We start from the raw sequence: 23,602 nt of genomic DNA on the forward strand, positions 1-23,602 counted from the left end.
CGGCATCGACCTGTCCCGGCGTGAGCCGAGCAGCGTCGAAGAGGTCTGACCGGTCCCCATGCGCGACCTGCGGGTCCCGGCCGCCGCTTGTCGAGTTCGGCGGCCGGGACATGCCGTTCCCGCGGAGGCCCGTCGACAGCGTGATCAGCGAGGAGTCACCCGTTCAGGTCACCGGGCCACGGCCAGGCGGTAGTTCTCGTCCGTGGTGAGGAGGTTGCGATGGGTGTCCTCCGCGGTGATGACGCCGTCGTCCAGGACGAGGACCCGGTCGGCGGCGTCCAGGAGGGCCGGGCTGCTGGTGATCACGATGGTGGTGCGGTCCCGGCGTAGCTCCGCGACGTTGCGCGCGATGAGCTGTTCGGTGACCGCGTCGACCGCTGTCGTCGGGTCGTGCAGGACCAGGACGTCGGCGTCGGCGGCGAGGGCGCGGGCCAAAGACAGCCGCTGGCGCTGCCCACCGGAAAGGTTCGCGCCGCGGTCGCGGACGCCGTGATCGAGTCCTTCGCGGTGGAGGGCGACGACGTCGGTCAGCATGGACGCCTCGACGGCCTCGGAGACCATACGGCCGGCGCCCGCCGGGTCGATGTTCGTGTGGAGAGTGCCCGCGAAGATCTCCCCGTCGTACGGGTTCACCAGCATGTGCTCGCGGACCGCCTCGATCGACAGGTCCGCGAGCTCCTGCCCGCCGACCCGCACCACTCCTTCATACGCGTCGGGCGGGACGTTCACGGCCAGGATCGACGCGAGGTCGGCCGCCGCGCGCGGCTGGTAGACGGCGATCGCCACGAACTCGCCGGCGGACACGTGGAACTTCAGCTCGCGCAGGGATCCGTACCGGACGCTGTCGACCTCGAGGTCTCCGCCCGCGGACGGGCGCCCCTGCCCCGGGGTCATCACCGGAGGCGCGGCCAGCACCAGCGCCATCCGCTCGGCCGACGCGCGCGCGATCATCACGTACTTCGGCATCTCCGAGAACAACCTGAGCGGTTCCATGATGAACTGCGCCAGCCCCACGGCCATGACGAGCTGCCCGATGGTGATCCGGCCGTTGAACGCCAGCCAGCCCGCCGTCAGGGTCACGGCGGCGGCGAGGATCGCGTTGAGTGCCAGCGCGGTGCCGGCGTACGCGCCGTTCACCTTGGCGACGGCGATCGCCTGGCTTTTCGCCTCCGTGCTGACCTTCCGGTAGGACAGGAACCCCGCGTGGTTGCCGCCGAAGCCGTGCAGCGGACGCAGGCCGGTGATCAGGTCGGCGACCTTCGCGCCGGCCCGCGCCACCCGGGCCTGCTGTTCGCGGGTGCCGGCGCCGATCCGTTTGGACATCACGCTCAGGATCGACAGGATCGCGACGGTTCCCACGATCACCAGCAGGCCGAGCCGGACGCTGGCCATGCCCAGCGCGACCGCTGTGATCAGCACCGCGACCAGCGAGCTGATCAGCAGCGGCACCACCTCGATGATGTCGGCGGTCTGGTCGGCGTCCTCGGTGGCGATGGTCAGGACCTCGCCGGACTTGAGATCGGTGTCCCTGGCGACCGGTTGGAGTCCGCAGGCCGCGACCCGTACCCGCCAGCGGTGTGCCTCGGTCGTGTTGGCCTTCTGCAGGACGCGCATCCCGAACCGCCACGACAGTGACACGGTTGTGATGATCACAGCCAGCGCGGCGATCGACAGGGCGAGGGAGCCGAGGCTGCGGTCCCGCATCGTGTGCTCGACTATCAGGCCGAGTGCGATGGGAAAAGCGGTCTCGCCGGCCTGGTACATGCCCATGAGGACGGTGCCCCAGGTCATGGCGCCGGCGTTGCGCCGCAGGGCGGTCCGGAGGATGTCGGGCCCCGTGCGGGACCTCTGCTTGTCAGGAGTTGTCATCGAGGTGTCGGGCAATCGCTTCCGGGGTTCGCAGGGTGAGCAGATCACGGACGGTGATCACGGGACCGTACTCGCGGCGGAGCAGGCCGATCAGCCGCACCGCCAGCATGGAGTGCCCCCCGAGGGACATGAAGTCGCTCACCGCGCTCACCTCGTCATCATCCAGGTCCAGTGCCTCGGCGAAGAACTCGCACACCACGGTCTCGGTCTCGGTCACCGGGCCGCGCTCGGCCGACGTGGTCAGCGCGCCCAGCGGTTTGGCCTCCGGCAGCGCCTTGGCGTCGGCTTTCCCGTTCACTGTCAGCGGGATGGCATCGACGTGGGCGTAATGCGTGGGGCGCAGGTAGTCCGGCAGCCCGGCGCCCACCTCGGCGGCGACCGCCGCCAGGTCGGAGCCGTCCAGCACGAGGTAGGCGGCCAGCCGGAACGCGCCGTCGACCTGCGGGTCGGGCCGGGCGACCGCGGCGGCGAACCGCACCGCCGGGTGCGCCTCGAACGCGGCCTCGACCTCGCCCGGCTCGACCCGGTGCCCCCGGATCTTGACTTGCTGGTCGGTGCGGCCCAGGTACGTCAGGTTCCCGTCGGGCCGCCGGAGCACGAGGTCCCCGGTGCGGTACATGCGCTCGCCGGGTTCGCCGAACGGGCACGCGACGAACCGGTGCGCGGTCTGGGCGGGCTGCCCGAGGTAGCCGCGCGCGATGCCGATACCCGACACGTACAGTTCACCGGGCACGCCGTCCGGCACGGGCCGCAGCCACGGGTCCAGCACGTACACACCGGTGTTGTCGATCGCCACGCCCACCACCGGGTCCTGGCACTCGAAGGTGCCGACGCCGAGGGTGTTGATGGTGTACTCGGTGGGTCCGTACAGGTTGTAGCCGACCGTCCCCTCGGTCGCGGCGAGCCGATGCCACAACGTCGGGGTGACCGCCTCGCCGCCCAGCAGCACCAGCGCGGGTCGCCGCGCGGGGTCGTCGAGCAGCCCCTCGGCCACCAGCTGCTGCGCGTAGGTGGGGGTCACGTTGATGACGTCGATCCCGTGCTCGAGGCAGTACTCGACCAGCCGGGGCGCGTCGCGTCGCAGCTCCTCGTCGCAGATGTGCACCTCGTGGCCGTCGGCGAGCCACAGCAGTTCCTCCCACGACATGTCGAACGCGAACGACACGGTGTGCGCGATCCGGAAGACCCGGTGGGCGTGCTCGGCCAACACCGGCTCGAAGATGCGACGCCGGTGGTTGATCAGCATGTTGGTGAGCCCGGCGTACTCGGTCACCACGCCTTTGGGCTTCCCGGTCGATCCGGAGGTGTAGATCGTGTACGCGGGGTGCCGCAGGCGGGCCGGGTCGTCCGGCGCGAACGTCACGAACGGCTCGGCCTCCGGCAGCGGGCGGTCCAGCTCGATCAGGTCGCCGCTCAGCCGGGGAGAGACGGCGCTCACGGTGAGGATCACGTCCGGGCGGGCGTCCGCGACGATCGCGGCGATCCGCTCGTCCGGGTGGTCCAGCTCCAGCGGCACATACGCGGCGCCGGCGCGCAGCACGGCGAACAGCGCCACGATCGAGTCGAGAGAGCGCGGGATCGCGAGCCCCACGGTCGTCTCAGGGCCGATACCGCGCTGGACGAGCAGACCCGCCACCGCGCGGCTGCGGTCCCGGAGCTGGGCGAACGTCATGGTCCGGCCGTGGGCGACGAGCGCGACCCGCTGCGGGCTACGCTCGGCCGCCTGGTCGAACCGGTCGACCACGGTGTCCGTGCCGACGTCCGTACGCTCGGCCGGCTCCGGCTCCGGCCCCAGACCCCGCAGCGCGCCCACCGGCCCGGTCGATCGGGCCAGATCCTCGAGCACGCGCAGGTAGTCGTCCAGGAGACGGCGGGCGCGCTCGGCGTCGTCGTCGCGGTACTCCAGCTTGACCGTGAGCCGGTCGCCAGGCGTGACGACCCAGGTGAACGGGTAGTGCGTGGAGTCGTCGGCCCGCACCGCGGTGATGCCGTGCCGGGCGTTCATCCTGGCGAACGCGTCCATGTCCAGGAAGTTCTGCAGCACGAACAGGTTGTCGAACAGGGTGTCGTGCCCGCCGGCCCGCTGGATCTCGCCGAGCCCCAGGTGCTCGTGCTCCATCGCCGCGACTCTGGCCGCCTGCACGGCGGCCAGGTACTCCCGCACCGTGTCATCCGGCCGTGCCCGCGTCCACATGGGCACGGTGTTGAGCAGCACGCCGACGATGTCGGACAGCCCCTCGCCCTGCCTGCCGGAGACGGTCACGCCGAACACGGCGTCACTGCGGCCCGTGTGCGCGCCCAACAGCAGGCCGAACGCGCCGGTCAGCACCGAGTTCAGCGTTACGGCGTGCGTCCTGGCCGCTTCTCGCAGCAGTTGCGACTGTTCGGCGGACAGCGTGTGCACGAGTGCGTGCGGCAGGTCGTCCGGAAGCGACGGTGACGGCCCGGCGAGCAGCGTCGGGCCGGGGAGAGCGGACAGGTGCTCCGTCCAGAAGCGTTCCGACGCGGAGAGGTCCCTGGCGTCGAGCGCCCGGGCGTAGTCCTCGAAGCTCGGCGTGGCCGGGGCCGGATCCAGCGGCTCTCCCATGACGACGGCCCGATAGGCGTCGAACAGGTCCCGCAGCACGATCTCGCGGGACCAGCCGTCCCACAGCAGCAGGTGGTAGCTCAGCAGCAGGCCGTCGCGGTCGCCGGGCAGGCGCACCACGGTCAACCGGATCAGCGGTGGCTCGTCCGGGTCGAAGCCCGTGTCGCGGTCCTGGGCGCGCAGGGCTTCGACTTCCGCCTCCGTCGGCAGTACGACCGTGCGGACGTCGACCCGCCGGCCCGCTGCCAGGACCTGGACCGGGTTTCCGCCGGCGTCGGTGCTGAAACCGGCGCCCACGACCGGGTGCCGCGCGATCACGTACGCCATCGCCTCGGCCAGGGCGTCGGTGTCCAGCCGCCGGTCGAAGGCGAAGTAGTTCTGGGCGACGTAGTGTCCGGCCGAGCCCGCCAGCTGGGCCTGGAAGAACAGGCCCTTCTGAAGCGGGGTGACGGGCGCCGTCCACTCGGCCGTCGCGGAGGCGTCCGCGATCCGCTCCAGCGCGTGCCGCCAGTGCTCGGCAAGCTCGTCGGGAATGCCTTCGGCGAGGGTGAAGGCCGCGCGCAGGCTTCCGGTGGCCGCGTCGATCCACGCGTTGACCTCGACAGCGTACGGGCTGCCCTGGTCGCCGCCGGCGATGTGCGGCGCCTGGGACTCGCTGCCCCGGCCGAGGTAGTTGAACAGCACCTGCGGGCGCGCGTTCAGCAGCGGTGCCGTCTGCGGGTTGAGATACCTGAGCTGGCCGTAGGCGACATGCCCGCGCTCGTCCGGCTGGCGTTCGGCGACCTCGCGCGCCGCCGCCACGGGGTCGGTGTGCGCTGTGAGCCGCACGGGCGCGATGGAGGTGAACCAGCCGACCGTGCGGGTGTAGTCGTGGTGTTCGAGCACCGGGACCCGGCCATGCCGTTCCACCTCGATCGCGAGATCGGTGGGCGACGGTTGGATGCGCGTCAGCGCGGTCCGCAGCGCGCCGCACAGCAGCTCGGTGAGACCGACGCCGAGTACGGCGGGCGCGGTACGCGTCACCTGGGCGGTCAGCTCGGGCGCGACCTCCACGGTGGTCTCGCGCAGCCCCCCGACCACGGGCAGCAGCACGGGCGCTTCGAGCGTGGAGACCCAGTGCCCGAGGTCGTCGATCACCTGGGCGGACCGGGCCGTCAGCGCGTCGGCGTACTCGGCGTAGGACGTGGTCGGCGGCACCAGGGGCGCCCCGCGCATGGCGGCGGCCAGGTCGTCCAGCAGGACCAGCCAGGACACCGAGTCGACGGCGAGGTGGTGCACGGTGACCACCAGGGTCCGGCTCGCCGCCAGCCACGAGAACGCGATCACCTCCCCGGACTCGGGATCGAGCCGTCCGGCGGCTCCGTCCGCCGCGGCCGCCGCGTCGGTCGCGTCGGTCCGGACGACGGTGACCTCGCGGGCGGGTTCGGTGCGCAGGGCCCACACCCCGTGCTCGACGCGCAGCCGCAGCCGGAGGGCCGGGTGTGCGGCCACGACGGCGTTCGCGGCGCGCTCGGCGTCGGCGAACGTGGTTGCCTCGGGTGCCGCCACTGTCCTGGCCTGGGCGAACCGGGCGAGAGAGCCGCCCAGTTCCCGTTGGCGCAGGATGATCGGCGTCGGTGCCAGCGGGCCGTCCTCGCGGCGGGCGGGCGCGGACGCCGCGGCCCGCGGCGGGCGCGTCCCCAGGTGCCCGGCGAGTGCGCGCGGCGTCCTGAACAGGAACACGTCCCGTGGGGTGATCGGCAGGCCGAGAGCCCTGGCCCGGTTGACCACGGTGATGGCGACGATGCTGTCTCCTCCGGCCCCGAAGAAGTCGGTGTCGCCGTCCGCGTCGCAGCCGGGCAGCGTCTCGGCGAAAATGCCGACCAGTGCGGCAAGCGTGGAATCGCTCGCGGGCACGGGGGTGTCGTCGTGCGCGGCGCGCTCGCTCAGGGTCTTCCGGTCCAGCTTGCCGTTGACCGTCAGCGGCAGGGCGTCGACCCGCAGCACCCGGCCCGGCACCATGTGCGCGGGCAGTTTCGCCGACAGCGGGCCGGTGACGTCGCCGGGCACCCGACCCACGACGTGCGCGACCAGGTGGTCGCCGCTGCCGGCCACGGTGACGGCCACATCGACCACGCCGTCCAGTTCCCTGACCGCGGACTCCACCTCGCCGAGCTCGATGCGGAAACCCTTGAGCTGCACCTGATCGTCGGCGCGGCCGGTGAACTCCAGCTCGCCGTCGAGTGTACGGCGGGCGAGGTCGCCCGTGTGGTACATGCGGGAGCCGTCGCCCGCGAACGGGTCCGCCACGAACCGGCCCGCGGTGAGCCCCGGCCTGCCCAGGTAGCCGAGCGACACCTGGTCGCCGGCGACGTAGATGGCGCCCACCCGGCCCGGCGGCACCGGCCGGAGCCGGTCGTCGAGCAGGTAGGTGACCAGGCCGGGGATCGGGCCGCCGATCGGGCTGACGTCGTCGCCGGAGGCGAAGTCCTCGTCGGTCAGCACCCGGTGCGTGACGTGGACGGTGGTCTCGGTGATGCCGTACATGTTGACCAGCTCGGGCGAGCCGGTGCCGTGCCGCTCGACCCAGCCGCGCAGTCGCCCGAGATCCAGTGCCTCGCCGCCGAAGATGATCCGGCGTAGCGACGCGACCGGCTCGCCGGCGTGCCGGTCGGCCTCGATGAACTGGTAGAACGCCGACGGGGTCTGGTTGAGCACGGTCACTCCGCGCTCGCGGACCAGCCGGTGGAAGTCGACCGGGGAGCGGGTCAACCCGTACTCCGGCACCAGCAGCTCACCGCCGTGCGCCAGCGCGCCCCACAGCTCCCACACCGCGAAGTCGAAGGAGTAGGAGTGGAACTGGACCCACACGTCGTGCGGACCGAAGTCCATGCCGGGCTGGGTGTTGGCGAGCAGCGTCACCACGCTGGAGTGCGGGACGACGACACCCTTGGGACTGCCGGTCGATCCGGACGTGTAGATCACGTACGCCGGGTCGTGCCAGCCGGCCTCGGGCGCGGTGGTGGCCGGCGGCGGCTCGTCTCCCGGTACGAGCAGGTGGGCCGGCACGCCCGCCCTGGCCGACAGCTCCGCGAAGCGGTCCCGCTGTTCCCGGTCCACGAGAACGACCTGCGGGGCGGCGTCGGCGAGGATGTACTCCAGCCGTTCATCCGGGTACGCCAGATCCAGCGGCACGTACGCGCCGCCCGCGGTGACGATCGCGACCAGGGCGACGACCTGCTCAAGGGAGCGCGGGACGGCGACGGCGACCCGTTTGCCCGGTCCGACCCCGGCCGCCCGCAGCGCCGAGGCCAGCGCGTTCTTCGCCTCCGCCAGTTCGCCGTAGGTGAGCGAGCGGGTGCCGCCGTCGAGACCGCACTGGGTGACGGCGACGGCGGCCGGGTCGCGGTCCGCGGCGGCGTCGAACAGTCCGCCCAGGGTCGTCGGGGTGATCGGCGCGGGGCGTCCGGCGCCGTCGGGCACCGGGGCGTCCGGCCGGGTGAGCAGGCCGGTCAGGGCCCGGGTGAACGCGCGCAGGATCACCTGGGCGCGCGTCTCCCGCAGCAGTCCGCTGTCGTAGATCAGGTTGAATCGCGGCCGGCCGTCGAGCGCGCGCTCCACCACGAGCGTCAACGGGTAGTGCGGGACGCCCTCGTTCACGATGCCGGTGATGACGAGCTCGTCGCCAGGCCTCCGCAGACCGTCCACATCGGTCGCGACGTCGAACACCACCAGGGTGTCGAACAGGGGACCGCCGCCGACCCGGCGGCCGATCCCGGTCAGGGAGACATGCTGGTGCGGCAGCACCGCGCTCTGGTGTTCCCGCACCGAGGCGAGCAGTTCGCGCGCCGTGGTGGCGCCGTCCCATCGGGCGCGCACGGGGATCGTGTTGATGAGCAGGCCCACCATGTCCTCGATGCCGGGCACATCCGCGTCACGCCCGGACACCGTGGAGCCGAACACCACGTCCTTGCCCTGCAGGATGCCGCCCAGCGTCACCGCCCACGCGCTGTGCACGGCGACGCTCAGCGGCACGCCCGCTGACCGGACGGCCGCGTCGATGTCGTCATCCGGCTCCACCGCGGTTTCGGCGAACCGGCCGGACGGGGTGTGCCCCTCGGCGACCAGCGAAGGGCCGGGCAGGCCGGCGAGCTGATCGCGCCATACCCGGTCGCTCTCGTCGTCGTCGCGTGCGGCGAGCCGGCGCACGTGGCCGGGGAAGTCGCCCCGCGGGTACACGGTCCCCGGCGCGTGATACTCGGCCAGCAGCGCGCGCAGCATCGGGGGCACCGACCAGCCGTCGGCGATGATGTGGTGCACGGTCTGCACCAGGACGTTCCGGCCGGCCCCCGTGCGGATGAGGGTGTAGCGCATCAGCGGGCCGGTGGCGAGGTCGAACCCGGCGCGGCGGTCCCGCTCGGCGTGGTCACGGATCTCGTCGTCGGTGATGCCGGGGCGCTCCAGCGTGGTGAACGGCGGTTGCACACCGCTCTCCAGCACCGAGACCACGCGGCCGTCGGCGAGGGCCACGAACCGCGCGGCCAGGTTCGGGTACAGCGCGAGCAGCCGGGTGGTCGCCGCCGCGAGCCGGTCGGCGTCCACCTCGCCGTCCAGCGTCAGTATCTGCTGCTCGACGTAACTGCCCGCCGAGTCGTCGTCGAAGACCGAGTGGAAGTACAGGCCCTCCTGCAACGGGGTCAGCGGCAGGATGTCCCGCAGCGCCGGGCCGTCCAGGGCGTCGACATCGGCCTGCGTGAGAGACAGCGCGCCGAAGTCGCCGGGGGAGTGGCCGCCCTGGTCGAGCGCGGCCAGTCCCGCCAGGGCCGCCCGGAAGTACTCGCCGATCGTGGCGATGTCCGCGTCGGCGAACACTCCGTCCGGCCACGAGATGGTGGTGACCAGCTCGTACTCGCCGGTCGAGCCGGGTTCGGCGATCGCGTTGAACTCCAGGGCGCGCGGCAGGCGCATCCTCGGGTCGCGCCTCTCGCCCAACTGCCCGGTGGCGCCTGCGAGCCGCCAGTCCCCGGACGCGCCCGCGTCGAAGCGGCCCAGGTAGTTGAACAACACCTGCGGGGCGGACGCGTCGAACCCGGTGCCTGTCAGGTACCGCAGGGCGCCGTAGGACACGCCGTTGCCCGGCACCCGGGCGAGGTCCTCCTTGACCGACTTGAGCGCGGCGGACAGGTAGTCGGGGGCGGTGAGATCGGCCGTCGCGCCAGGGTCCACGGTCACCGGGAACAGCGTGGTGAACCAGCCCACGGTCCGCGACAGGTCCGGCTCGAAGCCGGCGGCGCCCGCCACGAACCGTCCTTCGCGGCCGTGGCCCTCGAGTTCGATGTGCGCGAACGTCTGATCCTGCCCGAGGTCGCGGCGCCACCGGGCGAGGGCGACGGCGAGCGCGGTCAGCAGCACGTCGTTGACGCCCGCGTGGAACCTCGCGGGAATCTCGCCCAGCAGCGCGGCTGTGACCTCGGGGCCGACCGAGACGGCCCGCACCCTCTCGCGTGCGACGGTGTCGGATTCCGACAGCGGACGCCTGCCCAGCGGTCCGTCCGCTCCCGGCAGGGGACGCTGGAAGTAGTCGCGGTCCGTGTCGGACGTCGCGCGCTCAAGCAACTGTGTCCAGCGCCGGAACGACGTGCCCACCGCGGGCAACTCGATCGGCGTGCCCGAGGTGAGCTGCCGCCACGCCGTGGCCAGGTCCTCCATCAGGATCCGCCATGACACGCCGTCGATCACCACGTGATGGACGGCCATGACCAGTTGCCGGGCCTCGCGCCGCCAGACGGCACGGAGCATCACGCCGTTGTCCGGGTCCAGCCCGGCGGCGGCGAGCTCGACGCACTCGCCGAGCGGCAGGTCGCTCTTCTGCCACCCCGCGACGGCCTGGTCCGCCTCCGGGATGTCGAAGCCCCAGCGGGCGCCGCGCACCAGTTTGGCGCGCAGCATGTCGTGCCGCCTGACCACGGCGGCGAGCATCTCGTCGAGGGCGTCGGCGGTCAGGTCCGCCGGGGTGTTCAGCACCACCGACTGCACGAAGCCGTCGATCGCGTCCGTGCTCTCGCCGAGCCACTGCACGATGGGCGTCCCCGCGACGGGACCGGTCGCGACATCCTCGCGGTCCACAGGGGAGACGTCGTCACGGCTCGCCGCCGCCGCCAGCGCCCCCACGGTGCCGCCGGCGAAGATCTGCGCCGCCGTTACGTGGAGGCCCGCGTCGCGCAGCGCGCTCAGCAGCGAGATCGCCAGAATGCTGTCTCCGCCGAGCCTGAAGAAGTTCTGGTCGACACCGACCTCGTCCAGCCGTAACACCGACGCGACCGCCGCGCACACCACGCGCTCGTTCTCGGTGGTGGGCGGGACGGACGGCCCCGCCTCGATCGCCGGCTCCGGCAACGCGCCCCGGTCCAGCTTGCCGTTCGGGGTGAGCGGGAACTCCTTCATCACGACGATGTGCGCGGGCACCATGTAGTCGACCATGTGCTCGGCGGCCCACGCCCTGACCTCGTCCGCCCGCAGGTCCTCGCTCCCGGCCACCGGGATCACGTACCCCGCCAGGTATGTGCCGCCGGCCGCGTTCTTCTTCGCGACGACACAGCTGTGCCGTACCCGGGGGTGCTCCGCGAGACCGACCTCGACATCCTCGATCTCCAGCCGCATGCCGCGGATCTTGATCTGGTTGTCGGCCCGGCCGAGGAAGTCCAGTGACCCGTCCGGGGCGAACCGCGCGAGGTCACCGGTCCGGTACAGCCGGGACCCGTCCCCGGCGAAAGGGTTCGCCACGAACCGGGATGCCGTCAGGCCGGGCGCGTTGACGTACCCGCGGCCCAGGAGGAACCCGCCCACGTACAGCTCGCCGCCGACACCGACCGGGACCGGGCGCAGCTCCTCGTCCAGCACGTACAGCCCGGTGTTGGGGTTGGCCCTGCCGATCGACGTCGACAGGCGTTCCGCCGCGCCCCGGTAGATGACGTGCGAGACTCCGATCGTCGTCTCGGCCGGGCCGTAGCCGTGGTACATGGGGATGTCGAGCCGGGTACGGAACCGTTCGTACAGCTCCGGGGTCAGCACCTCGCCGCCGCACCACACGTGCCTCAGGCTGTCCAGCCGCCCGGAGTCGCCCACGATCTCCAGCAGCACGTCCAGCATGGACGACACCAGGTACGTGAAGGTGACGCGCTGCTCGGCGATCACGCTCAGCAGGTGGTGCGGGTCGCGTTCGCCGCCGGGCCGCAGGACCACCAGCCTGCCGCCGCACACCAGCGGCAGGAAGATCTCGTTGATGGAGATGTCGAACGACAGCGGCGCCTTGAACAGCGACGCGTCGTCGGGGCCGAAGCCCAGGATCTCGTCGACCTGCCACAGCAGGCGCTCGCTGATCGCCTCGTGCCGGATCATCGCGCCCTTGGGCCGCCCGGTCGAACCGGACGTGAAGATCACGTATGCCAGCGCGGGGCCGGGGACGGCCACCTCGGTGCTCCCGGTGGGATACGGGCCGAACCGCCACTCGTCGAGGTCGACGGCCACGGCTTCCGGTTCGCCCGCGTCGTGCTCGCCGGAGTCGTTGAGCTGCACCACGACCCGGGCGTCGTCGATGACGACCGCTCTGCGCGCGGCGGGCCAGTGCGGATCGAGCGGCACGAACGCGCCCCCCGCCTGGAGCACGCCGAGCAGGCCGATCACCATCTCGGCGGAGCGGCCCAGCGAGATGCCGACGACCTGTTCGGCGGTGAGTCCGCGTTCGATCAGGTGGTGGGCCAGCTGGCTGGACAGCTCGGCCGCCTCACGGTAGGTCAGCGACCGATGGTCGTCGACGATGGCGATGGCGTCCGGCCTGGCGCGGACCTGCTCGCGGAACATCTCCACGACGGTCGGGCGGACCCGGTCGGCCTGGTTGTCGTTCCACTCGGCCAGGGCTTCGAGCCGTGCCGCCACGCTGGAAGGGCTGATGGTGCCCACCGGCCGATCCGGGAAGTCGGCCAGGTCGTCCAGCGCGAGCTGCGCGTCGGTCAGCACGACGCCCTCGGGGACGGTGATGCTCCGGCCGTCCGCGCCGACCTCCCAGCCGCCGACCCCGTCCCCGCCGTTGTCGACCCATCCGAGGACGTCGGCGAACAGGGTGCCGGAGGTGAGATGGAGGCTGCCGGGGCTCTGGCCCGTCGCCCAGTAGGCCAGCCCGATGGCGCACGCTTCGGTGATGGTCCTGTCGGAATATTCGCCGGTCCGCCGGCGCACGTCGGCCAGGCGCGAGGGAGAAAGCAGTGCGAGACGAGTGCCCGGTTCCATCATCGAAGACTCAGTCGCCCTTTCAGGTATGAAAGTTAGCCTAACCTAATTTAAATTCCTCAACTGCCTTCTTGCCACGCACGCCACAGTCGCGCGTACCGCCCGCCCAGAGCCACCAGTTCCTCGTGGGTGCCCTGCTCCACAACGCGTCCCGCGTCCAGCACGGCGATGCGGTCCGCCGCCGTCGCCTGGGTCAGCCGGTGCGCCACCAACAGCGTGGTACGGCCCCGGCACACGGCCGACACGGCCCGCTCCAGCTCGGCGGCGCCCTGGCTGCCCGCCTCCGCGGTCGACTCGTCCAGCACCACTACCGGCGATCGGCCCAGAACCAGCCGGGCCAGGGCGATCTGGGCGACCTTGGTGCCGTCCAGGCGCTCGCCGCCCTCGCCGACCATGGTGCTCAGCCCGTCGGGCAGCGCCGCGACCCACGTCTCGGCGCCGGCCGTACGCAACGCGTCCATCAGCTCGGCGTCGGTCGCCTCCGGCGCGGCCAGCCGCAGGTCGTCGGCGAGCGGACCGGAGAACACGTGCGTCTCCTGCGTCAGGATGCTCACCAGGGCCCGCGCCCCGGCCTCGTCCAGCTCGGCGAGGTCGGTCGACCCGATGCGCACCGACCCGGCCTGCGGGGTCCCGATGCCCGCGATCAGCGCGGCCAGGGTCGTCTTGCCCGCGCCCGTCGCCCCCACCAGCGCGAGCGAACCGCCCGCCGGGATCACCAGGTCGATGTCCCGCAGGACCGGCTGCTCGGAATCGGGATAGCCGAACGTCAGCCCCTCCACCGTCACCGGGTACGGCCCGGCGTCCGCCGGCGCGACGGCCGCATGACCCACCAGCCTCTCCTCCGCGGCCTCGCCCAGCACCCCGACCAGCCGGGTCAGGCTCGCGCCCGACTTCTGCGCCTCGTCGAAGGTGAACATGACGGCGCCCAGTGGCGTGAACAGCCGGTGGAACAGCAGCGGGGCCACCGACGCCTCACCCAAGGTGACGGCATCGGCCTCCAGCAGGACGTACCCCACCACGATGATCAGGACCAGCCCGATGAACTCGGCGCGGTTCTCCCTGCCGACGAACCGGCCGAAGAACCGGAACACTTCGACGCCGAGATCGCGCACCCGCCACGACTCGCGGGTGACCCGCGCGCGGAAGGCGTCCTCAAGGCGGTACGCCCGGACGGTGTCGATCCCGTTCAGGCCGCTGATCAACGCCTGCGCGCGATCGGCCTGGGCCTCCCGCTGCCGCTGGTAGAGCGGTGCGGACCGGGGGAGATACCAGCGCAGGGCCAGCCCGTACGCGGGCAGCGCGCCGGCACCCGCCAGGCCGAGCCGCCAGTCCAGCCCGAACATGCCGACCGTGGCGATGACGACCAGCACTCCCGCCGAGAACACCGTGGGGATGGCCGTCCGGATGCCCTTGGACACCACGGCCACATCGTCACCGACCCTGGACAGCACGTCGCCCCGGCCGACCTGCTCGATCCGCGCGCTCGGCATTCCCAGCACCGCCTGGACGGCGCCCTCCCGCAGCCGCGCGAGCAGATCCGCGCCCAGCCGCCCGATCAGGTACGTCGACGCCGCGGTGGCCGCCGAGCCGAGCAGCGCGGCGGCCGCCATCAGTATCCCGACCGTGATCAGGATCGACTGCGGTCCGCCCCCGATCACCCCGTCGACCACCCGGCCGAGCAGGAGCACCGGCAGCACCTGGAGCGCCGCCCCGGCCACCGTGGTGAGCACGGTGGCGGTCGTCAGCCATGGCACCTCGCGGGCGTGCGCCGCGACCCATCGGATGGCCTCGCGTCCGGTCGCCGTGCGCAGGATGGCCGAGGCGACGCGCGTGTCGGTGGCGCTCACGCCCGGACCGCGGTGGTCCGGGGGCGGAAGACGTCTGCGGGCATCTCTAGCCGGCCGACTTGACGAGTTCGTCGATCGCGTACGGCAGGGACAGCAGGGTGCCCTGCGACATGGCCGCGCCGATCGCCGGGCCCTCGCTGTCCAGCAGGTACGACACCTTGCCGTTCTTGACCGCGGGCAGGTTGGCGAACAACTCGAACCTCTTCAGCGCGTCCTGGTCCGCCTGGTCGGCGATGACGAAGATGCGGTCGACATCGATCAGGTCGATGCGCTCGGGGGACAGCACGGTGTAGAAGCTGCCGGCCGCGAGTTTGTCGATCTCCGGCGCGCCCTTGAAGCCGATGCCCGACACCAGCCGCCCGCGCACGTCGGTGGTGGTGAACGGCGCGACCGAGTCCTTGTACCAGGACACCGCGACGGCGGTCCGGTCGGCGAACTCCGGGTGCGCCTTACGGGCCGCGTCGAGCTTGTCCTGGATGCCCTGCACCAGCTTGGCGCCCTCGTCCGCCTTGCCGAGCGCCTTGGCGATGTGAACCGCGTTGTCCTGCCACGGCGCGCTGAACGGCTCCTTCTCTCCCTTGGTGCGGCCCACCGTCGGGGCGATCTTGGAGAGCCGGTCGTAGGCGGCCTGGTCGATCTCGGAGTAGACCGCGATGATCAGGTCGGGCCGCAGGGCGGCGATCTTCTCATAGTTCGGGCCGGGGTCCCCGTTGTTCATGATGACGTCGGGACGGGTGTCGCCCCACTTGTCCTTCACCCAGGGCCACTGGGTGTTGATGTCGGGGGTCTTGCCCGGCGGGTTCGGGTACTGGTCGACCATGCCGACCGGCTTGATGCCGAAGGCCAGGATGGCCTGGTCGTCGGTGTAGCCGACGGAGACGACCCGCTGGGGGGCCTTGGTGATCCGCGTGGACCCGAACGCGTGCTCCACGGTGAGCGGGAACGCGCCGCCCGTGGCGGCCGCGGTGTCGCCGCTCGGCTTGTCCGCCGAGCCGGAACCGCATCCCGCGAGGAGGCCGGCGCCGAGGGCCGCAGCGGACAGTACCGCCGCGAAGCGCCGCAAGGTCTTCGTAACTGTGGTTCGGTGGGGGGGCATCCAGAATCCCTTGCTTCCGTGCTGTCCGCTGCAACCCTGTATGAGGAGCAGGAAAACCGTAGCACGCGGGAGTTAGGTGAGGCTAACCTTGCTTGTCGGGCCGGGGGTGGACGTGACCGATCGGCACGATGACCGGCCGGTCGCTCACCCGGCCGGCTCGGGCAGCCGCCGGTCTGTCCTCACCTCCCCTTCCGGAGATTCGCCCTCACCAGCAGGTAGACGAGGAAGGGGCCGCCGATCGCGGCGGTGACCACGCCGACCGGGAGGGTGATCGGCAGCGCCGTACGCGCCACCAGGTCCGCGCCGATCAGCAGCACCGCGCCCAGCAGCCCGGAGGCCACCAGCGGTGGCGTCGGGTACCGCGTCAGACGCATCGCCACCTGCGGCGCCACCAGCGCGACGAACGGGACCGGGCCCGCCGCGCTCACCGCCACACCGGCCAGCAGCACCGCGCACAGCAGCAGGACCGCCCGCACCATCGAGTACCGGACACCCAGGCCCGCCGCGACCTCGTCACCGAAGTGCAGCGGCCTGAGGTGGAACGCGACGCATGCCACGACGGCCAGGAGGGCGAGCGCGCACCACAGCGCCACCCAGACCTCGTCCCACGACCGGTTGTCCAGCGAGCCGACCAGCCACGCCTGAGCCCGGGCCACGTCCCGGATGTCGGCGGTGACCAGCAGCCAGGCCGTGATCGCCTCCGTCACGGCGCTCACCGAGATGCCGATGAGGATGAGCCGGAGGCCGTCGATCCCGCGCCGCCACGCCAGGAAATACACCAGCAGACCGGTGCCGAGACCGCCCGCGAGTGCCGCCGCGGACAGGCCCACGGAGTTGACGATCGTCGCGGCGGCCCCACCCGACACCGTCACCAGGAACACCGCGACCGCGCTCGCGCCCCCGGTGATCCCCAGGATGTCCGGGCTGGCCAACGGGTTGCGCGCGATGGACTGCGTGATCGCCCCGGACACCCCCAGCGCGCCCCCCACGATGAGCCCGGCCAGGGCGCGCGGCATCCGCAGATCCATGATCACGAACTCGTCGACCCGCTCACCCCGGCCGAGAATCGTGGAGATCACCTGGGGCAGGCCGATGGGGAAGTCCCCGCGGCCGATGGACAGGCAGAACACCAGAAAGGCCGCCGCCGCCAGTAGCAGCGTGACGAACACCATCCAGGGCCGCCACACGAACGACGCGTGGCCGAGCCGCAGGCCCGGCGCCGACGACTGCTTCACCGCTGTCTTGTTCATACCGTCTTGAACTTTCCACGCCACACCAGCGCCGCGAAGAACGGGGCGCCGACGAGAGCGACGACGACGCCTGCCTGCAACTCGCCCGGCCGTGTCACCACGCGCCCCATGACGTCGCAGGCCAGCAGGACAACGGCGCCGAGCAGACCCGCGCACGGCACCAGCCAGCGATAGTCCGGCCCGGTGAGATACCGGGCCACGTGGGCCACCATGAGCCCGAGAAACGCGATGGGGCCGCATGCCGCCGTCGTCGCGCCCGCCAGCAGGGTGATGGCGACGATGCCGACGGTCCGGCTCAGCGCGATGTTCACCCCGAGCCCCCGCGCCATCTCCTCACCCAGGTTGAGCAGGTTGATGGCGGGCAGTGTGGTCAACGCCAGCGCCAGCCCGACCACGATGAACGCCGACACCGGCCAGATGACGTCGAATCCGACCCCGGACACGGAGCCCGCGTTCCAGAACCGCAGCGCGTTCAGCGACGCCTGGTCCGACAGCGCGACCGCCACGGTCATCGCCGCCAGGAACACCGCGATCCCCTGCCCGGCCAGCGCGAGCGTCAACGGGCTGCCCGCCCCCCGGCCGAGGCTCGCCAGCCCGAACACGACGACACCGGCGACCGCCGCCCCCAGAAAGGCGAACCAGACGTATTGGTACGGATTGGCGAACCCGAACAGCAGGCTCGCCGACACCACGGCGAACGAGGCGCCGGAGTTCACCCCCAGCAACCCCGTGTCGGCGATCGGGTTGCGCGTGTAGCCCTGGATCAACGCCCCGCTGACCCCCAGGGCGGTGCCCGCCACGATCGCGAGCACGGTCCGGGGCACCCGTACGGTCTGCACGATGAGCGTGATCTCGGTGAGCCGCTGGTCGGAGCCCGGCGCCGCGAACAACCCGTGCCACACCTCCGCGGGACTCAACGCGCGCGCGCCGACAGCCACCGACACCACCCCCGTGACCAGGAGAATCACCACAAGCGCGGCCAAGCTCACGACCCGCCGCCGGCGGGCCTCGGTGGCCTCGGACGCGGGACGTTTCCCCACAGTCGTACTTATTCGACGCACGTTATCCCTTTGATTCACCGGGAACACACGGCCGGAGGGGCCGTCACGAGCCTCATGAAGACACCCCATGTCCCGCCTCGGCGCCGGCCGGTTTCGGACACGCCGTCCGAGAAGAACCACGCCCGCCATCGCCTCGGGCTGTCCCGGGGAGACGACTTCGCGGCCGGCCGCCGCGCGATCCGCTGAACGCTCCGCTCCCCGAGACCGCCTCGACCGGAAGCGGCCCGGCCGGAGCGGACGGTCGGGACACGGGAGCGGTTGCGGCTCGTGTGTTCTCCGAACCCGCCACTTCGATCCGTCAACTTAGGTAAGACTATCCTTAACCTCTGGTTGACGGTAGGGACGGAGGAGGGTTGCGATGGCGGACATCTTCGCCCGGTTCGGGTTTCCCGGCGAACCCGGTACCGACGAGTTCTGGGCGGCGGCGGGGACACCCACGTCGATATCCGGCGACGGCGGCGGCTGGACGACCCTGTTCCTGTGGCGCGGGTCCCCGGCGAGCGTCGGCTTCGAGAGCTGGTCGGAGCCGGTCCCCCTACGCCGGTGGGGCGACACGGACTGCTGGTACGCCGAGGTGGTCATGCCCGCGCGGCTGCGGGTGACCTACCAGTTCCTCACGGACGACGCCGCCTACGCCGACCCGTTCAACCCGGTCGGCGCGGGTGGCGACCGGTCCATCGCCGCGACCCCGGACGCCCCGGCCCAGCCGCACTGGCCCGCCATCGGCACAAACGACGTCCTGCCCCTGCCTCGCACCCGTTTCCGCTGGTCCAGCGACAGGCTCGGCGGACGGCGCACCGTGCGGGTCCACCCGGCGGGCGGTGGCGGGCCGATGGTCCTGCTGCTCGACGGGGACGACTGGCTGTACCTGCACCCGGCCATGACCGCGTTCGACTCGGCCGTCGCCCATGGTGAGATGCCCGCCGTCACGCTCGTCTTCCTGCCCGCCCAGGCCAGGGACGCCGAGTTCGGGTGCCGGCCCGAGCTGTGGGAGGCGATCCGGGACGAACTGCTGCCGCTGGTAGCCGAAAGCGGCGTACCCGCCGACCGGGACCGGCTGGTGGTCGCCGGGCAGAGCCTCGGCGGGCTGAGCGCGCTGTACGCGGCACTGGAGTTCCCGGATCTGGTGTCCGGCGTCGCGTGCCAGTCGGGGTCGTTCTGGTGGACACCCGACGCCGCGGACCTGGCCGACCCCATGGGCGGCCCGGTCGGCGGCGCCATCGCCGCGCGTCTGCGGGAGCGCCCCGACCTGTCCGGTCTGCGTCTGGCGTTCGACGTGGGGGAACACGAGACGCGGATGCTGCCGCACTGCGGGCTGGTCGAGACCCTGGCCGAACAGGCCGGCGCGGCCGTGCGGGTTTCGCGGTCGGCCTCCGGACACGATCGAGCGGGCTGGCGGCACGCCCTGCTCAGGGATGTCGCCTGGGCGCTCGCCTAGACGCACTCGGCCGTCAGGCCGTATCGGTGAGAGGAGCTCCGGCGTGCGCCCGGCGCTCGTGCGGCGCGATGGCCAGGGCGAGGTCGGAAGGCCCGGAACCGATGCCGGCGAGGTCGTGGACGGGCGCTACCCGGTCAGCGTCACGTGGCCGAGGAGCGCGTACGGACAGCAGGAGCCCTCACGGCCGTATGCCTTCGGGGAACCCGGTCCAGCGCAGGTCGGCCGGGAGGTGGCTCATGTCGTTGAACATCACGATCGTGGGCGGCAGGCCGCTGCGGTACTCGATGACCGTCAGCGCGGTGTTGGCGCTGTTCAGTCCGAGCCACCGGGACGGCGGCGCGTCCAGTGCGTGCCGCACCAGCCACGCGATCTGATAGGCGTGCGTCACCAGGACCTCGTGCGTGTCGGGCCAGGCCCCTTCCGTGGCCGTGCCGGGGACCTTGGCGAACCGGGCGACCAGGGCTTCGGCGAGCCTTTGGCCCGAGGCCGCCTCGTCGTCGTCGTAGCCGTCGAAGAAACCGGCCCAGGACGGGGGCGTTTCGGCCGCGCTGGGGACATAGGGCACGTGGTCGACGAGTTCGGCGGCCTCGGTCACGGGCACGCCCGGTAGATGCCGGGCGAGTTCGTGCGCGCTCGCCACGGCGCGTGGTAGCGGAGAGTGCCACACGGCGTCGACCGGTAGGCCGGCGAGCCGTTCGCCCAGCAGGCTCGCCTGCCGGTGCCCGATGCCGGTGAGCTCCCCGAACGCGTTGGCCGCGCCGTGACGTGCCAGGTAGAGGTGTCGTGTCGTCATAGACGGTCAGGGGCGCGGTGCCCGTGCGGGTCCGCTTCCCCTCTCCTTTCGATCCGTGGGTGTGGGTTCGGCGGCGTGCGACTTTCGGCGATGGCTCCCGGCCGGGGGCGGAAGCGATCAGTCACGCGTTTGCCGCCGTGACGGTGCCGATGGTGCCGTCGATGGTGATGACGGTGTCGTCGTGGAGCCTGCTCGTCGCGTTCGGGATGCCGAGGACGGCGGGGATGGCGTGCTCGCGAGCGACGATCGCGGCGTGGGAGAGCACGCCTCCGGTTTCGGTGACGACGCCGGCGGCGATGCGCAGCAGCGGCGTCCAAGCGGGGTCGGTGAAGGGGCAGACGAGGATGTCGCCCGGGTGCACGCGCGCGAAGTCGCCGGGACCGCGGACGATCCTCGCGGTGCCGGTCACGGTCCCGCGGCTGCCCGGTGTTCCGGTGAGCGTGGCGGCCGGGGTGTCCGAGGCGGTGGAAGGCGATGACGGCGGTGGGAGCGCGGCGGTGACCGGCCGTGCCTGCAGAATCCAGACGCGGCCGTCGACGATCGCCCACTCGATGTCCTGCGGTCCACCGAATGCGGCAGCGATCTCCTTGCCCAGCTCGGCGAGCCGCGTGGCGGTCGCGTCGTCGATCGCCGGTCGCTCCCGGGCGCGGGTGGGTACGTCGCGGATGACGAGCTGCGTGCCGTGCCGGTCAAGGCGGGTCCGTTTGTCCGCGACGGTGCGTGTGACCGACCCGTCCTCGGCGACGCGGTAGGCGTCAGGGGTGACCGTGCCCCCGACGACGCTGGGGCCGAGGCCCCAGGACGCCTCGATCTCGGTCGCGCCGTCCGGGCCCGCGGGTGTGAACATGACCCCGGATACCTCGGCGTCCAGATGGCGTTGGACGATGACGGCCATCACGGGATCGTCGGAAGGCCGGCCGTCGCGGCCGCAGGCACCCCGGTAGTCGATGGCGCGTGGAGAGAACAGCGAGGCCCAGCAGGCACGTACGGCGTCGGCGACCTCGCTGACTCCGTGCACCGCGAGAAAGCTCTCGTGCTGGCCGGCCGCCGACGCCTGACCGGTGTCCTCGTCCGCCGCCGATGACCTCACCGCCACGGGCGGGTCGCCGAGCTCGTCGAGTGCGCGTCCCAGTGCGTCGATCACGGCGGCGCGGACCGGGCGGGCCTCGATCATCCGCCGCGCCGCGTCGAGATCGTCCGACTCGCCGGCGGACCGCGCGAGGTCCGGGTCGCGGACCGCGTCGAGGTAGGCGGCGAACGGGACGACGAAACCGTCGGGAACCGGCAGGCCCGCGCGGAGCAGCGCACCGAGTGCGCCGGCCTTGCCGCCGCAGGTATCGGTGACAGCCTCCATGAGGGGAACGAGCATCCACTCCCGCCTTTCAACGAAATGTTGACGATGGGTTGTTGATTGTGGATCATTACCTGCATGCAACGCAAGCAGGACCTCGACCAAGCCATGCACGCCGACCACGCCCAGGCCCAACGTGAGCGGGACGCGCGTGAGCGTCTTCTGGGCCTGGGCGCAGACATGCTCGACGCCCGTCCGTGGCAACCCTCCTCCGTCCCGCCGTCGGCGGTCGACCTCGCGAGGTTCGCCGTCTGGCGCTCCGCCGACCTGGACCCGGAGGGCATCCTGAGCGCGCTCGCTCTCCTGCCCGCCGCGCGCGCCGAGGTCGAAGGGATCGAAGCCGCCCTGCTGTTCACGGCCCGGAGCGCGGGACTGACCTGGGCGCAGATGGCGCACGCGATGGGGTTCAACTCCCCGCAGGCGTGCCAGCAGTGGTACACCCGCCTGGCGGCACGACAGGAGGCCGGCTCGTGACGCGGGACTCTCCGCACGACCTCCTGGTCCTGCACGCCGTGCGCATCACCGGGTTCGCGGACACCCCGGTGATCGCTCATCGGTACGGGCTCGATGCGGCCGAGACGGAAGAGGCGCTGCGCGACGCCGAGGCACGCGGGTGGGTCGAGCACACCGCCTTCGCCGGCACCGGAGGCTGGTCGTTGACCGAGTCGGGCCGAGCCGAGAACGAGCGCCTGCTCGCGGCCGAGCTCGCACGCGCCGACGGCGCCGACGAGGTCCGTGACGTCTACCGCGAGTTCCTCCCGCTGAACGCCCTCCTGCTACAAGCCTGCACCGACTGGCAACTCCGGCCCACCGCCGGTGATCGGCTCGCCGTCAACGACCACTCCGATCCCGCCTGGGACGCCGGAATCCTCTACGAGCTCGCCGGCATCGACCGCGCACTCCCGCCTCTCGCGGACCGGCTCGGGAGCGTCCTCGCACGGTTCCGCGGATACGACACACGATTCGCCGCGGCACTGGCGCGCGCCCGAGCCGGGGAGGGCGCCTGGGTCGACCGCACCGACGTCGACTCCTGCCATCGTGTCTGGTTCGAACTCCACGAAGACCTCATCGCCACGCTCGGCCTCGACCGGCACGCGGAACCCTGACCCCACGCTCCGCCGCTCTCGGCACGGGCCCCGATCACCTGCTGTGCCCTGGGACGACTGTCTGCTTCGGGGCTCATCGCACGGACCCGGGTGGAGGGCCGTCTCAGGCGGGCTCTTTCACGACGCGTCCGCCGGCCAGCACGAACAGCGGATCGAGCAGGACCCGAACGTCCTCGCGCGGGTCGCCGTCGACGGCGATCAGGTCGGCCAGGTAACCCGGCTTGATGGCGCCGGCCTCGTCGTAGCCGTCGCCGCCCTCCGGCGAGATGAACGTGCCGTGCTCCACCGAGTCGACCCCGGCGGCGGCCGCGGCCTGTACGCCCACTGTGGACAGGGCGATCTCCGAGGACCCGGCGCCGATCAGGACGGCGAGCGAGTCGTACACCGCCGCCAGCTGCCCGGCCCGCTCCCGTTGCGTCTCGTACCCGCCGTGTGTCGCCTCGGCCCGCAGGTAGTCCACCATCGTGTCCAGGACGGCGGCGGGCGGCAGCGCGCAGCCCGCGTTGTTCAGGTGGGCGAGGTCCCGGCAGCCCGGCGTATCGTCGCGGACACGGTCAATGTCGATCATCAAGATGTACGTCAGCCTCGTCTCAGGAAATCTCGGGCTCGTGCCGTCTGCGGATTCGAGAGCACGGCGTCCGGGTGGCCCTCCTCAACGATGACGCCGTCGTCCATGAAGCACACGTGGTCGGCGACTTCGCGGGCGAAGCCCATCTCGTGCGTGACCACGGTCATCGTCATGCCCCCGGCGGCGAGGTCGCGCATGACGGCGAGCACCTCGCCCACCAGCTCGGGGTCGAGCGCGGACGTCGGCTCGTCGAAGAGCATGACCTTGGGCCGCATCGCCAGCGCGCGGGCGATGGCGACGCGCTGCTGCTGCCCGCCGGACAGCTCGTTCGGGTAATGGCCGCCGCAGCCGGCGCCACCGCCCCGGTTGTG

12 protein-coding genes and 1 pseudogene are annotated in these 23,602 nt (G+C 71.9%); 3 read left to right on the plus strand and 10 right to left on the minus strand.

Features of this window, described 5'->3' with window-relative positions; translation table 11 throughout:
• Positions 1-168: 168 nt before the first annotated feature.
• From BM085_RS03325 to BM085_RS03350, 6 genes are all read right to left on the minus strand, one after another.
• Positions 169-1,869 (minus strand): ABC transporter transmembrane domain-containing protein, encoded by a 1,701-nt coding sequence (locus BM085_RS03325; RefSeq protein WP_093885759.1) that lies wholly within the window; start codon positions 1,867-1,869, stop codon positions 169-171.
• A complete protein-coding gene (locus tag BM085_RS03330) occupies positions 1,856-12,724 on the minus strand; it encodes a non-ribosomal peptide synthetase (protein WP_093885541.1) in 10,869 nt (3,622 codons plus the stop codon). The genes BM085_RS03325 and BM085_RS03330 overlap by 14 nt, the downstream gene beginning before the upstream one ends.
• Positions 12,725-12,780: 56 nt before the next feature.
• Positions 12,781-14,568, minus strand: coding sequence for an ABC transporter ATP-binding protein (locus tag BM085_RS03335; protein WP_093885542.1), 1,788 nt, complete (start codon positions 14,566-14,568; stop codon positions 12,781-12,783).
• 46 nt (positions 14,569-14,614) lie between these two features.
• Positions 14,615-15,664 (minus strand): iron-siderophore ABC transporter substrate-binding protein, encoded by a 1,050-nt coding sequence (locus BM085_RS03340; protein WP_093885543.1) that lies wholly within the window; start codon positions 15,662-15,664, stop codon positions 14,615-14,617.
• 179 nt (positions 15,665-15,843) lie between these two features.
• Positions 15,844-16,914: a FecCD family ABC transporter permease gene (locus BM085_RS03345; protein ID WP_093885544.1), complete on the minus strand. Its 1,071-nt coding sequence runs from the start codon at positions 16,912-16,914 to the stop codon at positions 15,844-15,846.
• Positions 16,911-17,954 (minus strand): FecCD family ABC transporter permease, encoded by a 1,044-nt coding sequence (locus BM085_RS03350; RefSeq protein ID WP_245789091.1) that lies wholly within the window; start codon positions 17,952-17,954, stop codon positions 16,911-16,913. The genes BM085_RS03345 and BM085_RS03350 overlap by 4 nt, the downstream gene beginning before the upstream one ends.
• Before the next feature lie 379 nt (positions 17,955-18,333).
• On the opposite strand from BM085_RS03350, the gene BM085_RS03355 reads away from it, so the two are divergent.
• The gene (locus BM085_RS03355; protein ID WP_093885546.1) at positions 18,334-19,413 is read left to right on the plus strand and encodes an alpha/beta hydrolase-fold protein; all 1,080 of its coding nucleotides are present in this window, start codon (positions 18,334-18,336) and stop codon (positions 19,411-19,413) included.
• A gap of 178 nt (positions 19,414-19,591) precedes the next feature.
• Here the strand turns inward: BM085_RS03355 and BM085_RS03360 are convergent, their stop codons facing one another.
• Together BM085_RS03360 and BM085_RS03365 are read right to left on the minus strand one after the other, a co-directional pair.
• Entirely contained in the window at positions 19,592-20,206 is a 615-nt protein-coding gene (locus tag BM085_RS03360) for a histidine phosphatase family protein (RefSeq protein WP_093885547.1), read from the minus strand.
• A 121-nt stretch (positions 20,207-20,327) separates the two neighbouring features.
• On the minus strand, positions 20,328-21,575 hold the full coding sequence (locus tag BM085_RS03365; protein WP_093885548.1) for a PEP/pyruvate-binding domain-containing protein: 1,248 nt from the start codon (positions 21,573-21,575) through the stop codon (positions 20,328-20,330).
• 60 nt (positions 21,576-21,635) lie between these two features.
• Here BM085_RS03365 and BM085_RS03370 point away from each other — a divergent pair, with 60 nt between their 5' ends.
• Together BM085_RS03370 and BM085_RS03375 are read left to right on the plus strand one after the other, a co-directional pair.
• Positions 21,636-22,031 carry a DNA-binding protein gene (locus BM085_RS03370; protein ID WP_093885549.1) on the plus strand — a complete coding sequence of 132 codons (396 nt, stop codon included), beginning with the start codon at positions 21,636-21,638 and terminating at the stop codon, positions 22,029-22,031.
• Entirely contained in the window at positions 22,028-22,663 is a 636-nt protein-coding gene (locus tag BM085_RS03375) for a transcriptional regulator (protein WP_093885550.1), read from the plus strand. Before BM085_RS03370 ends, BM085_RS03375 begins: the two co-directional genes overlap by 4 nt.
• Before the next feature lie 103 nt (positions 22,664-22,766).
• Here BM085_RS03375 and BM085_RS03380 read toward each other — a convergent pair whose 3' ends face one another.
• Together BM085_RS03380 and BM085_RS03385 are read right to left on the minus strand one after the other, a co-directional pair.
• Positions 22,767-23,231 (minus strand): hypothetical protein, encoded by a 465-nt coding sequence (locus BM085_RS03380; protein ID WP_093885551.1) that lies wholly within the window; start codon positions 23,229-23,231, stop codon positions 22,767-22,769.
• Positions 23,232-23,242: 11 nt separating this feature from the next.
• A pseudogene (locus BM085_RS03385) lies at positions 23,243-23,566 on the minus strand (amino acid ABC transporter ATP-binding protein); the annotation flags it as partial.
• Positions 23,567-23,602 lie beyond the last annotated feature (36 nt).

It is taken from the genome of Streptosporangium canum (assembly GCF_900113865.1).
Taxonomy (GTDB): Bacteria; Actinomycetota; Actinomycetes; order Streptosporangiales; family Streptosporangiaceae; genus Streptosporangium; species Streptosporangium canum.

What these genes read in the sequence shown, in the direction of transcription:
- BM085_RS03355 (WP_093885546.1), top strand. Translation starts at nt 18,334, where the DNA reads ATGGCGGACATCTTCGCCCGGTTCGGGTTTCCCGGCGAACCCGGTACC.
- BM085_RS03370 (WP_093885549.1), top strand. Translation starts at nt 21,636, where the DNA reads ATGCAACGCAAGCAGGACCTCGACCAAGCCATGCACGCCGACCACGCC.
- BM085_RS03330 (WP_093885541.1), bottom strand. Translation starts at nt 12,724, where the DNA reads ATGATGGAACCGGGCACTCGTCTCGCACTGCTTTCTCCCTCGCGCCTG.
- BM085_RS03365 (WP_093885548.1), bottom strand. Translation starts at nt 21,575, where the DNA reads ATGCTCGTTCCCCTCATGGAGGCTGTCACCGATACCTGCGGCGGCAAG.
- BM085_RS03340 (WP_093885543.1), bottom strand. Translation starts at nt 15,664, where the DNA reads ATGCCCCCCCACCGAACCACAGTTACGAAGACCTTGCGGCGCTTCGCG.
- BM085_RS03325 (WP_093885759.1), bottom strand. Translation starts at nt 1,869, where the DNA reads ATGACAACTCCTGACAAGCAGAGGTCCCGCACGGGGCCCGACATCCTC.
- BM085_RS03345 (WP_093885544.1), bottom strand. Translation starts at nt 16,914, where the DNA reads ATGAACAAGACAGCGGTGAAGCAGTCGTCGGCGCCGGGCCTGCGGCTC.
- BM085_RS03360 (WP_093885547.1), bottom strand. Translation starts at nt 20,206, where the DNA reads ATGACGACACGACACCTCTACCTGGCACGTCACGGCGCGGCCAACGCG.
- BM085_RS03380 (WP_093885551.1), bottom strand. Translation starts at nt 23,231, where the DNA reads ATGATCGACATTGACCGTGTCCGCGACGATACGCCGGGCTGCCGGGAC.